13 protein-coding genes are annotated in these 12,567 nt (G+C 41.5%); 6 read left to right on the top strand and 7 right to left on the bottom strand.

Going from position 1 to position 12,567, the window contains the following annotated elements; all coding sequences use genetic code 11:
• Nucleotides 1-103: 103 nt before the first annotated feature.
• On the bottom strand, nucleotides 104-1,378 hold the full coding sequence (locus tag P6709_RS16820; RefSeq protein ID WP_336619007.1) for an ABC transporter permease: 1,275 nt from the start codon (nucleotides 1,376-1,378) through the stop codon (nucleotides 104-106).
• Nucleotides 1,362-2,261 (bottom strand): ABC transporter ATP-binding protein, encoded by a 900-nt coding sequence (locus P6709_RS16815; protein WP_278242092.1) that lies wholly within the window; start codon nucleotides 2,259-2,261, stop codon nucleotides 1,362-1,364. Before P6709_RS16815 ends, P6709_RS16820 begins: the two co-directional genes overlap by 17 nt.
• A gap of 141 nt (nucleotides 2,262-2,402) precedes the next feature.
• Between P6709_RS16815 and P6709_RS16810 the strand changes: the two genes are divergently transcribed.
• Nucleotides 2,403-2,588: a YhzD family protein gene (locus tag P6709_RS16810; protein ID WP_278242091.1), complete on the top strand. Its 186-nt coding sequence runs from the start codon at nucleotides 2,403-2,405 to the stop codon at nucleotides 2,586-2,588.
• 211 nt (nucleotides 2,589-2,799) lie between these two features.
• On the opposite strand, the gene P6709_RS16805 is transcribed toward P6709_RS16810, so the two are convergent.
• The 4 genes from P6709_RS16805 to P6709_RS16790 all read right to left on the bottom strand — a co-directional run bounded on the left by P6709_RS16805 (nucleotide 2,800) and on the right by P6709_RS16790 (nucleotide 7,127).
• Entirely contained in the window at nucleotides 2,800-3,594 is a 795-nt protein-coding gene (locus P6709_RS16805; RefSeq protein ID WP_278242090.1) for an enoyl-CoA hydratase, read from the bottom strand.
• A gap of 103 nt (nucleotides 3,595-3,697) precedes the next feature.
• Entirely contained in the window at nucleotides 3,698-5,215 is a 1,518-nt protein-coding gene (locus P6709_RS16800) for a coproporphyrinogen III oxidase (RefSeq protein WP_278242089.1), read from the bottom strand.
• Between the two features lie 240 nt (nucleotides 5,216-5,455).
• Nucleotides 5,456-5,824, bottom strand: coding sequence for a YlbF family regulator (locus P6709_RS16795; protein WP_278242088.1), 369 nt, complete (start codon nucleotides 5,822-5,824; stop codon nucleotides 5,456-5,458).
• 79 nt (nucleotides 5,825-5,903) lie between these two features.
• Nucleotides 5,904-7,127: a DUF445 domain-containing protein gene (locus tag P6709_RS16790; RefSeq protein WP_278242087.1), complete on the bottom strand. Its 1,224-nt coding sequence runs from the start codon at nucleotides 7,125-7,127 to the stop codon at nucleotides 5,904-5,906.
• Between the two features lie 101 nt (nucleotides 7,128-7,228).
• Here P6709_RS16790 and P6709_RS16785 point away from each other — a divergent pair, with 101 nt between their 5' ends.
• The 4 genes from P6709_RS16785 to P6709_RS16770 all read left to right on the top strand — a co-directional run bounded on the left by P6709_RS16785 (nucleotide 7,229) and on the right by P6709_RS16770 (nucleotide 9,966).
• Nucleotides 7,229-7,444 (top strand): YheE family protein, encoded by a 216-nt coding sequence (locus tag P6709_RS16785; RefSeq protein ID WP_278242086.1) that lies wholly within the window; start codon nucleotides 7,229-7,231, stop codon nucleotides 7,442-7,444.
• A gap of 97 nt (nucleotides 7,445-7,541) precedes the next feature.
• Nucleotides 7,542-7,721, top strand: coding sequence for a hypothetical protein (locus P6709_RS16780; protein WP_426871325.1), 180 nt, complete (start codon nucleotides 7,542-7,544; stop codon nucleotides 7,719-7,721).
• Between the two features lie 106 nt (nucleotides 7,722-7,827).
• Complete coding sequence (locus tag P6709_RS16775; protein ID WP_278242084.1) at nucleotides 7,828-8,739, top strand: helix-turn-helix domain-containing protein; 912 nt, start codon at nucleotides 7,828-7,830, stop codon at nucleotides 8,737-8,739.
• 129 nt (nucleotides 8,740-8,868) lie between these two features.
• Nucleotides 8,869-9,966 carry an ABC transporter ATP-binding protein gene (locus P6709_RS16770; RefSeq protein ID WP_278242083.1) on the top strand — a complete coding sequence of 366 codons (1,098 nt, stop codon included), beginning with the start codon at nucleotides 8,869-8,871 and terminating at the stop codon, nucleotides 9,964-9,966.
• Between the two features lie 329 nt (nucleotides 9,967-10,295).
• On the opposite strand, the gene fumC is transcribed toward P6709_RS16770, so the two are convergent.
• A complete protein-coding gene (gene fumC, locus P6709_RS16765) occupies nucleotides 10,296-11,687 on the bottom strand; it encodes a class II fumarate hydratase (protein WP_278242082.1) in 1,392 nt (463 codons plus the stop codon).
• Between the two features lie 152 nt (nucleotides 11,688-11,839).
• Here fumC and P6709_RS16760 point away from each other — a divergent pair, with 152 nt between their 5' ends.
• Nucleotides 11,840-12,460 (top strand): NAD(P)-dependent oxidoreductase, encoded by a 621-nt coding sequence (locus tag P6709_RS16760; protein WP_278242081.1) that lies wholly within the window; start codon nucleotides 11,840-11,842, stop codon nucleotides 12,458-12,460.
• Nucleotides 12,461-12,567 lie beyond the last annotated feature (107 nt).

Below are 12,567 nucleotides of genomic sequence, written 5' to 3'. Positions count from 1 at the left end.
TTTTAAGACTACTTTCATTGTAAAGGAATCTTCCCTTCGCATCAAAGTAAAAGAACATGATTATTCAGAGATTCCAGATACTTATATTAAACTGAGGCTGAATTTACTTTTCTTTCTTAGAGAGGATCAGCGCTTTTTTCAAATCTTTGAATGATGAACTATTGCCGTACATGAGAACGCCGCCCCGGTAAACCTTTGCTCCGAACCATCCGATAATAAAAATTGTCAGGAGGGTCAGACCGATTGCAAGCAACGGTTCCCACATCGGCAGATTAAGCATTCCAACACGCGTGAACATGACGAGCGGACTGAAAAATGGAATGTAGGATGTAATGGTAATAAGTGTGCCTTCAGGATTTGCCAAACCGAAAAATGCCAGCATGGCCCCCGCTACAATCAAAAGATTCACTGGCATGAGCATCTGCTGAAGATCTTCCGTTCGGCTCACGAGAGACCCGAGGAATGCAGCGAGTGCCGCAAATAAGAAATAGCCCAGCAGGAAAAAGATAATACCATACACAATGGTTCCAACACTATTACCAGAAAAGTCAAAAAGGGAATAAATCCCGCCCTCAAATGAATCACTGCTTAACTGAATAGAGGCAAATCCTACTGCCGCCCATAAAGCAAGCTGGGTGAGCCCAAGCAGCCCTACTCCTAATATTTTCGCAAAAATCTGCTGAATAGGCGGGACACTTGAAACGAGGATTTCCATGACGCGTGATGATTTTTCCGTCGCTACTTCGGTAGCAATCATCATGGAATAAATAAGAACAGACATGTAGATAACGAAAATAAGTATATACACAAGCCCTCTTGCTTCATCGAGTTCTTCTGCAGATTTAGCTCCATCCGTAAAAGACTCGTGATTAAACGCAACCGGCATATTCAATGTAGCTAGTTCATCTGCGCTTAAGTTGAGTTCAGAGGCAGCCAGATTGGACTGAATCGTCTGCATCGCAATTTGCAGATCAGAAGAATACTGGTCGGAAGTCAGAGAATCTGAAAAATACGTTGCTTCGAGTTTGCCGCTCTCCAGCAGCATGACGGTTAATAAAGCGTCGTATTCCCCTTCTTCCACCTGCTCCTCAAGGTCAGAAGGTGCTTCTTCGCTTGGTGTGATTGAAATTTGCTCATTCACAAAAACGATTTGCTGTTCAAGTGCAGAGGCGACAGCTCCGTTTTCATCGTGAACCACAACCTCCCATTTCTCTTCATCCCCTTCATCTGAATTAAACAAACCCGCAATACTCTGGAAATTGGTTCCCACTACGATGGCTAAAGCAAATAGGATCGTTGTAATCAGAAAGGACTTTGACTTTAATTTCTGCATATACGTTTTGGATAAAATAAGTCCAAATCTATTCAAAAGAAGCACCTGCCTTCTCTATAAATATATCGTTTAAAGATGGCTCTTCCAGCGAAAATCGTCTGATAAACCCCTTGCCCTGAATGTCCTCAAGGATCGCCTGCGATATTTCCTCGTTTTCAATTTGAAGAGTCACTCCCTCTACTCTCTCCTTTATCTTTACTACACCTTTAAACGACGATAAATAGCTAAGGTCCATCTCAGAATCAATCAGCAGATTTTTTTTGCCGAAGGATCGCTTGATTTCTTTGAGTTTTCCATGTAAAACAGGAGATCCTTTATGTATAATGCAAAGACTCTCGCAAAGCTCTTCTACATGCTCCATCCGGTGACTGGAGAAAATAATCGTCGCTCCCTGTCTTTGAATATCCCGTACCGCGTCTTTTAAAAGTTCCACGTTAACAGGATCGAGTCCGCTGAATGGTTCATCTAAAATGATCAGCTCAGGCTTATGCAGGATAGCAGCAATAAATTGAATCTTTTGCTGATTTCCTTTTGATAATTCCTCCACGCGCTTATTTTCATACTCGGGTACATTGAAGCGTTTTAGCCAATACTCAAGCTCAGTTTCCGCTTTTTTTCTATCCATACCTCTCAGCCTGGCCAGGTAGACGACTTGCTCCTTTACTTTCATCTTTGGATAAAGTCCTCTTTCCTCTGGCAGATAGCCAACCTGCGAGCTGTTGTGATATCCGATTTTTTCCCCATTCCATGTAATTGCCCCAGCAGAAGCATCAATCAGACCCAGCATCATCCTGAAGGTTGTCGTCTTCCCTGCTCCATTAGCTCCCAAAAAACCGAACATCGTTTTTTCAGGAATGGTAAGGGATAATTGATTAACTGCGGTGTGTGCACCAAATTTTTTTGTAACTTGATCAATAGTCAAGGTCATTTTACAGCCTCCTGTTCTCTCTTACTAGTTTATACGATTCATAAAGAAAAAAGGTTCACTTATTTCTTTTTGTCTTCAGCTTTACGAAGATCTTGTGCTTATGTAAAAATATAAGAGAACAAAAAGATGGGAGTGGGGAAAATGGATGTTTATAAACTGACAGCTTTTGACGAAAAGGGAAACCTGCTGTTTGAAGATTCGTTTCAAGCAGAAAAAGATGAAGAAGCAAAAGAAATTGGCAAGCAGAAGTTTGAAGAAGAAGGATTATTGGAGCGTACACATCGCTTAGTATCACCTAGAGGAAAGCTTTTGCTGTTTCACACCTGATGTGTCGGGCCTCTTAAATGAAAAGTGGATTACATCTCGAAAATTTAAAAGTGGACAATAGCGATTATTAGCAAGTGGTAAGCGGAGAAGGCGGCGGTTCCTGCAGGAATTGATGGCTGCTTAAAAATTTATAGCCCCTGCCTGCAGAAAGCGTCCTCCTGAAGCGCAGTAAACCGGTTAAAAAGCCTGAGACACATGTCCCAGGCTCACTTTATTCTCCTTTAAACTGAGGCGGTCTTTTTTCCGTAAATGCTTTTATTCCTTCTTTATGATCATCTGTTTGGCGCATTCTCCATTGAGATTCACGTTCAAGGTCCAATGTCGCCTTAAAGTCCTTCACTAGAGCAGAGCGCAAAATAAACTTAGTTTCTTTCATGGCTTTTAAAGGACTGGAAATTAATTGGGCAACAAGTTTCTCTACTTCCTGCAGACCTTTATTTTCTGCTGTGACTTTATCAATTAAGCCAAGTGAGTAGGCTTCCTGGCCGTTCATCACTTCGCCTTTCCAGATTACCTGCATGGCTTTTTGAGCACCAAGGCGTTCTTTTAACAAATAATGGCCTCCCCCGTCCGGAACTAAGCCAATACCGATAAAATTCATAGCGATTTTACTTCCCTCTTCTGCAATAACATAATCACATGCTAAAGCAAGGCTGAGACCCAGACCGGCAGCAGCACCATGAATGGCACAAATCGTAATTTTGTCCATTGCATATAAAGTAACAGCAAGCTCTGAAATCATGTCCATGAACCGTTGAAACTCTTCTTCTCCTTCCATAGACAACATAGCTTTAATGTCGCCGCCCGAAGAGAAGCCGCGTCCTTCCCCTTTAAGAACGATAACATGAATGCCTGCGTCACGGTTTAGTTCCTTAAGTGTCTGAAGAAGTTCTGTCATCATTTCTTCCTGAAGCGCATTGAGGCTCTGTGGACGATTAAGAGAAATCCAGGCGACTGAACCCTCAATTGCAACGTTGATTGAGTGATAATCTGTTTTTACAGTCATGCTTCCATCCCCTTTTTAAAATGAATGTTCATTCATAATTTCTAGGTGACCTGAGTATTATCCTGCATATTTGTAAAACATATTATTTCTGCCATCTTAAAAGTTACATGTAATTGGATTCAGGCTTTTTTTGCGGAAAGATTGTTTCAAGATGTTCGATTTTTTTCCTCGTGTAATCGATAAAGCCCTCATTGTAGGATTTAGGATCTTTAGGATTGGCGAAATGCGTAATTTTCCCTGTTTTAGGATCAATAAATTTGCTCGCTGCACCACAGCCGAGACCGATAATGGTTTGTACTTCTTCCATGATCAGAATATTATAGAGACTTTCTTCTCCGGGTTTTGCGTAGCCCACATTCTCCAGGTTCCCCAAAATATTTTTTTGACGGTATAGATAATACGGTACATAGCCATGATCTTTATTCCATTTTTGCGCCAGATCCATCATTTTTTCTACTTCATCCCGTTCCGCTACTTTATATTTCTCACGGTTTAATGTCATCTGTGACGCCCGTTTAAAGGATAAAGTATGAACGGTAACGGATTCCGGCATTAATTTTTCGGTTTCATTTAACGAGTGCTGCAGTTCTCCTAATCCCTCATTAGGCAGGCCGATGATTAAATCCATATTGATATTGTTCATGCCGTGTTTTCTTGAAAGATGAAATTTATCAATCGTTTCCTGCACAGTGTGATGACGGCCGATTGCTTTAAGTGTTTCGTCTGTATAGGACTGTGGATTGATCGAAATGCGGTCAATATTCCATTTTTTCAACACTTCGAGCTTGTCAGGAAAGATCGTGTCAGGGCGGCCAGCTTCTACTGTTACTTCACGAACTTGTTCTACATCTGGAAACGACCGGTACATTTCCTCATAAAGAGCATCCATTTCTTCAGCAGTTATAGCAGTAGGTGTTCCGCCTCCGAAATAAATCGTTGTGATTCTAATACCGCGTTCCTTAAGCCATTTCCCCGTTTCCTGAATTTCGTAATGCAGACCAGCCAGAAATGAAGAAACTTTTCCAAGCTTTCCTTGAATCGCAAATGCGGGAAATGTACAATATGCGCATTTAGTCGGGCAAAACGGAATACCGATATAGATGCTGACCTCATCTTGAATCTCATATAAATCCGGAATCATGGTGAGCTGGCGGTCAACAATTTCTTCCATTAGATTAATCTTCTCGTCTGTAATTAAATACTGTTCTTTTAAGTGAGTGCGTGTCTCGTGAGCAGGAGAACCATTCATTCTTTGCTTGTGCATAAGCTTGGTAGGTCTGATTCCTGTTAATACGCCCCATTTTTGAATCATTCCTGTATACTGCTGAAGAATAGAAAGAAAAACATGGGACACCACATTCTTATTTTGTCTAAAGCTTTCTTTTTCGGTGCTTTTAGTTATATAGTTCGCTGTTCGGCTAGCTGAAAGCTTAGGCTCCTCAGTGGAAGCATTCGCGCAAATTGTTCCCTGCCTGATTTCGACCTTAATCGTAATATTGAATGCATCAGTGTCTTTTTCTTCGCTAATGACAAGCGTTGAATCCTCAAAAAACAAATCTGCGATAAGCTGTAAATTCCGTTCATAACGCTTATCCTGTATACCTCTAACAATAATATTCATTTCTCTCACCTTTCTGATGACATTCACTTGCTTAAGTGTACAAACCTTTTATCTTCAGGTCAACAAAGGCAGAAACAAACTATAGTTTAGATGAAATTATTTTGTCAGCTTCTCCTGATTTATACGATTAGAAGAAGCTGACAAAATCGATAAACGTCAATCAATTATCAAGTGAACACTCTTAGATGTTCAGATAAGCAGAAAAAAGCCCGTCTTCATCAGACGGGCTTGTAAAAGGATTTATTGAGTTGGTCCTTCTTTTTCCATAGAGCCGTATAATTCTTCAAGCGGCTTCATGATTACCTTATTCAGTTCCTGAATAAGCATGCTCATACGCTGTTCAGATTCCATAAGTTTTGAGATCACTTCATGCTGCTGAACAAGTTGAGCTGTTTTTTGAGCTTGTTCAATTTCTGCTTCAGTAATTTCTTCGCCATTCATTTGCTTCTGCTGAAGACCTAATTGAATGTCTCTGAAATTTTCAAAGATGCCTCTGGCTGATTCATCATTGTTTACTGCATCGTACATAGACTGCAGCTCAGTAAATTCTTCACTTTGACGAATCGCACGTTCTAGTTCGTTTGCATGATCGTACAGATTAACTGACAATCGGAAAACCTCCTTTTTTATCACACTTACCCTCTTCCCCGCAGGCAGAAGGGTCAAACATGATTTTAGTAATTGTTGCTCAGCCGATTAAAAGGACCAATACCCCTTGAAATAGTCCTATAATTCCTCCAAGCAGCGCGCCAAGATACGTAATCATTTTAAATTCGCGCCGGGATATCCCAAGCACTAATTCTTCAAGGCGTGAAACTTCAAACGAGTCCACTTGCTCCCGCACGATTTCCTGAAGATTCATTTTGGACAGCAGCTGCTCAAGCTTTTGTGAAAGGATGTCTCTGGCCATTTCCACTCCACGCGGGATAAGACGGTTTACAGCGCCTTCGTGCAATGGTGCAGCAGCATCTGCCAGCGGACGCTTAAGCCACTCAGATAAGTTGATTCTTTCTTTCATCAACCCTTGCATACGGACGAGCAAATCCTGATCTGTAACAATGGAAAACGCCCGGTCCCACTGCCAGTCCTTCACGCTTTCCCACTCTTTTCGCAAAACCTGTTCGAGTATAGCATGAGTTCCTTTATGATTCAAAAACTTTATTATTTCAGGCTGAACTTTATCGACTAATGAAGAATTTCCCATAACCATCTGAATCATGCTTCCTAAAGTCCCTCTCGTCTTAAAGAAATCCTCAATCATAATATTAATCCGTTCCTTGCCTTCCTCTGAAGCAAAATAGTCTGTGCCTTTAGCTAAAATATAATCAGACACCGTTTCCACTTTTCCATCTAAACGCACAAGCCATCTTTCAGGCAGTGTCTCACGAAGTGTGCGGGTTTTGTATTTTTCTTTTACTTCTTCATACTGTGATTCTAACCAGCTATTCATGGACCGCTCTATGTACGGAGCAGGAGATTCAATTTCAAACTTTGCAAGCCAGGCTTCTACAGATTCTTCTGATTGGAAAACACGGTCGCTTTCTTTTTGAAGCCATCCTGTGAGCGCTTTTTCCTGTTTTTCATTTAAAAAGCGATCTTTTAAGCTTTGGGCAGTTAATAAATGATTCACAACCATTAACCCAAGCTGCCTTGCAAGTTCTTCTCTTCTTTTCGGAATTAATCCTGGTGTAAAAGGAATGCGCCACTTGCCTATATACATGGCTTTGTAGGGCCTGAAGAGCATCTTAATTGCAAGGGAATTTGTAAATCCTCCAATGGCAGCCCCTACGGCCATCATAATCATTAATAAAACGAATGTATCCATAGAACCTTCACCCTTCATTGACATCATCTTTTCAAATTTCAGTATAGCAGAAAGGATGGCTAATGCATGCACAAAACCTTTTTTCATTCCGCTTTTTTCCTTAGTTGAGAGATTTGATATTGTACGCGGCTTGCTTCTGTTCCATGCTATAATAAGCATAAAAAGAAGCGAAAATGGGAGGTTTTGAAATGATCCAGCACTTTCGTTACAAGCCTATGTTTAAAAACACACAGCTTCCGGGTTGGACATTTACTTTTTTATACCAGGGTCAGCCCATTAATGGTGTATATCACAAAACAGGAGACATTGAATGGACGAACCCGGTTGTCTTTCATAATACAGAGGAAGAGGAAAAAATTAAGAAGCAGCTTCATGAATTGATGCTGTATCACGTTTACGACTAAACAAACGGCATGTCATTAGAAAAAACAAATGCGTTGTGAATAGCCTCAAGTATAGCTTATCCAAAGCCTACATATAGTAAGGTCAGGGGGTGTGATGATGAAAAATTTATCATTTTTGCCTGACTCCTCGTATGAGGGCAGGGATAAAGTCTGTATGGATATTGACCGTTTCATAAATGAAGGAATGAGCGGAGGGACCGTTCACCGCTACCATCATCTTCCTAACATTGAAGAGGCGCGAGATCTGGAACAGGAAACACCGCCAAACGGGTCATAGCTCGATGCAAAGCGGCTGCTTCGGCAGCCGCTTTGCTGTTTCTGCCCCCTTTTCAACCTTTTCAATCTTCTATACAATAAAGGCATTACCAATAAGGATGATGCAGATGTCTAGGATTCAAAAGCTTTTAAAAACATTTCCTTCCTCCCGTCAGATTGACGACGTGACAGAAGATAAATACGGCTATTACAAATGGTATCAGGACCGGTTAACCAATGAAATGATTGCATTTCCGATGCAGACCCTTTCCCAAAATGAAACTGAACTGATTCAACTTATACTTGAACCTGTTGAACCGCCTCATAGTCATCATTCAAATGTATGGAACCAGTATTTATTTGGAAACCTTTCTGCATGTCCACTTTCTGCAGGCTCCATTTTTCGAATCGTACTGTTTTCTTTTGATGGAACACCCGATTTCAATGAAGAAGAGCATCCATTGGAGTTTGTTTTCTCAGATGATGCAGCCATTGTAAAAAGGGATGAGTCCAATGGATATGTCGTTGAACTGCAATCGTCCAATACCCTTTCTCTTGAAGAAATCGAGTCAGCAGCCCAAGCTCTTGAAACGGACCTCGGGATCACAGTCCGATTCTTTGCAGGCTCCTTCCATCTTGTTCAGGACGATCCTAAGGAAGCAATATTAATGGAATTTGACTGGCATACACAAGCGAAACCGTTCATTAAACGACAAAAAGTTGCCTCTGTTCAATCCATATTGCCGGTAATCGTCCTTAACCGTTTCACAGAATTTGAATGGCAGTCTCAATTTGATCTCATTTACACACTCTTTGATGCAGACCCCGAGCTTGCTTCTGTGATACGGACGCTGGCGGAAAATCTGTCCAACGTAAGCAGTACGGCTAAACGCTTATATTTACACCGAAACAGTCTTCAATACCGGCTCGACAAGTTTTCTGAAGGGACGGGACTGGATTTGAAATCCTTTCACGGCATTTTCACCGCGTATCTTGCTTCAGTAAAATGGGAATCAATGAGAACCATTAAAAAAATATAGAAACAGCATGTATTCCGTCAACATGACGAAATGCATGCTGTTTTTTTGTGCATGTTTACTATTGGAAAGGCTTACATGATCTTATACAATGAGTATAGAATTTACCACTACATATTGGAGGAATTACTCATGGCAGAACTGAAGCTCGACAATATTTACAAAGTATACGATAAAGATGTAACCGCGGTATCAGATTTTAACCTTCATATTAAAGATAAAGAATTTATCGTTTTTGTTGGACCATCAGGCTGTGGAAAGTCAACGACTCTCCGCATGATCGCAGGACTTGAAGAAATCTCCAAAGGTGACTTTTTCATTGGCGAAGAACGCGTAAATGATAAAGCACCTAAAGACCGTGACATTGCGATGGTTTTCCAGAACTACGCTTTATATCCGCATATGAGCGTATATGACAATATGGCGTTTGGTCTTAAACTTCGTAAGTTTGATAAAGCTGAAATCGAAAAGCGCGTAAAAAATGCAGCAAAGATCCTTGGTCTTGAAGCACTTTTAGATCGTAAACCAAAAGCACTTTCCGGTGGTCAGCGTCAGCGTGTGGCACTTGGACGCGCAATTGTCCGGGATGCAAAAGTATTCCTTATGGATGAGCCGCTATCGAATCTGGATGCAAAGCTTCGTGTGCAAATGCGTGCTGAAATCGCCAAGCTTCACCAGCGTCTTCAAACGACAACAATCTACGTTACACATGACCAGACAGAAGCTATGACGATGGCAACACGAATTGTTGTAATGAAGGATGGCGTAATCCAGCAGGTTGGATCACCTAAAGAAGTATATGACAACCCGGAAAATGTCTTCGTTGGCGGATTTATCGGTTCTCCTGCCATGAACTTTTTCAGCGGTAAACTTACGGAAAAAGGCTTTGAAGTAAAAGGCCAGGTACTTTCCGTTCCTGAAGGAAAAATGAAAAAGCTTCGTTCGCAAAATTATGTTGGCAAAGACATCATTCTGGGTGTGCGCCCTGAAGATATTCACGATGAGCCAGTATTCATTGAAACGGCTGCAGGTGCTAACTTTATGGCTGACATCGAGGTTTCTGAGCTGACTGGTGCAGAGCTGATGCTTTATTCTAAAGTTGCTGACCAGGATTTTGTAGCACGTGTGGATGCAAGATCAGAAATCAAAGCAGGTCAAAAAATTGAGCTTGCTTTTGATATGAATAAATGTCATTTCTTCGATGCGGAGTCAGAAAGCCGCATTCGATAATCTGGTGGTTACCCCCTTTAACCATAAAAACAAGACTAACTCTCATGAGTTAGTCTTGTTTCATTTTAAAAAGAGCTTGGGACAAAAGTGTCTCAAGCTCTTTGACAGGTTCGCTCCGCTTTTAGGCGGAGGCTTTCCGCAGGGACGGAGCTGAGCCCTCATCAGGCTTTGCCTAGCGGGGTATCAAGCAACCGTCATCTCCTGCAGGAGCCGCCCCCTTCCACTTCGCTCTCCTACTACTTACTACTAATAAATATATCTTCATTTTTTAAACTTTTTTGAATTTTGTCCCAGCCTCTTTTTTCATTAAAAAATATGCTGAGAGTCGTTCAGACACGATCAAGATTCACCATTTCAATCGGCTGAATCCATTCCTCATATTGCTCTTCTGTTACATATCCCGTTTCAACAGCTGCTTCTTTTAACGTTAATTCTCTTTCAAATGCAAGCTTCGCAATTTTAGCGGCTTTTTCATACCCAATATGAGGATTAAGAGCCGTCACAAGCATTAAGGAACGATTTACGTGTCCTTCAATCACATCATAATTCGGTTCAATTCCTGCCGCACATTTATCATTAAATGTTTTCATCCCATCCCCAAGCAGACGTACAGATTGGAGAAAATTATAAATGATAACAGGTTTATAAACATTTAATTCAAAGTTCCCCTGACTCGCCGCAAAGCCTATTGTGGCATCATTGCCCATCACCTGTGAGGTGACCATCGTTAAGGCTTCACTTTGTGTAGGATTCACTTTTCCCGGCATAATGGAGCTGCCCGGCTCATTAGCTGGAATTGTAATTTCGCCGATCCCGCTTCTCGGACCGCTTGAAAGCCACCTGATATCATTGGCAATCTTCATCAGATCAGCCGCCAACGCCTTTAGTGCACCATGCACATGTACCATGTCATCATGGCTGGTCAGTGCATGAAATTTATTGTCGGACGAATAAAATGGAAAACCGGTTTGAAGAACCAGCTGCTTGGCTACACGCTCTCCAAATTCAGGATGTGCATTGATTCCGGTCCCTACCGCGGTGCCTCCAATTGCCAGACTTAATATATGCTTGCTGGCTTCCTGAATCATATAGCGAGATTTTTGCAGCATCGCCCGCCAGCCGCTGATTTCCTGCCCCAATGTCAGAGGCGTAGCATCCTGCAGATGGGTGCGGCCGATTTTAATGATTTCTTTAAACGATTCTTCTTTATCTAAAAATGTTTCCGTTAATTCCTTTAAATTCGGCATTAAATTTTTGCAAAGCGCCTTGTATGCTGCAACATGCATAGCTGTTGGAAATGTATCATTTGAGCTTTGAGACATATTAACATCGTCGTTTGGATGTACGGTCTCTTCAACAGATTGTTCCTTCAAAAAAACATTTGCACGGTAGGCTACCACTTCATTTACATTCATGTTTGACTGGGTTCCACTGCCGGTCTGCCACACAACCAGAGGGAAATGTTCATCGAGGTCTCCATCAATGATTTCATTGCAGGCACGGCAGATGGCATCTCTTTTATCAAGAGAAAGCTTGCCTAGATCATAATTAACCATGGCTGCAGCTTTTTTAAGCTCTGCAAATGCATATGTAATTTCCAGTGGCATTTGTTCGGTTCCAATTGGAAAATTCTCTTTGCTTCGCTGTGTTTGCGCTCCCCAATACTTGCTTGCAGGAACTTGAATTTCACCTAAAGTATCTTTTTCTGTACGATAACTCATGATTGCTTCTCCTCCTTACAAACGTTTTCATTTATTATTGTACCACTACTTTCTTCCAACCTCACGTTTGGAAGATTGGATCCTGATTCTTTTCTATCTCTCAAAAATAAGCTACACTTACTTTATAAAAACTCACAACAGGAGGAATTCGAATGATGAAAATTGCGTTATTTGGTGCAACCGGCCGTGTTGGACGAGTGATTATGCAAAATGCTCTTCAGGACGGCCACGAGATACAGGCACTCATTCGGGATCCTGATGGGATAGACGCACACCCAAAAGTGACCATTATAAAAGGAGATGCATCAAATAAAAAAAGTGTCTTCAACACAATAAACGGCTGTGATGCTGTCATAAGTGCATTAGGCACCGACAAAAATGATGCATTAACAAGATCAATGATTCATATTCTTCCTGCTATGCGGGCGAACTCAATTTCTAAGATCATTACCATCGGAACTGCCGGCATCCTGGATTCCAAGAAAGAACCCGGCAAGTTCCGGTTTCATTCCAAAGAGTCAAACCGCCGCTTGAGTACTGCTGCCGAAGATCATTGCCGCGCCTTTTTGATGCTTGACCAATCAAGCATGAATTGGACAATCGTTTGCCCGACCTACCTCCCTGATGGAGAAAGAATCGGAGAATACAGAACAGAAATGAATACGCTGCCCGATAGTCCTTCAAGCATCTCCATGTACGATACAGGCGATTTTGCTTATTCACTACTCCACAAAGATAAATATTCAAAAACACGTGTTGGATTGACGTATTGACGATACATTTGTTCTATCTTGTTGCTTAACTTTCTTTTATTTTGAGCCCAAAAAAAGGCTGTAAAAAGTCAGGTCTTCTTGACTTTTTACAGCTCTTCTTTTTTTAG

The organism is Jeotgalibacillus sp. ET6 (assembly GCF_029667115.1).
Taxonomy (GTDB): domain Bacteria; phylum Bacillota; class Bacilli; order Bacillales; family Jeotgalibacillaceae; genus Jeotgalibacillus.
Note: the sequence above shows the minus strand (reverse complement) of the source record. Positions and strands in the feature narration are given on the sequence as shown.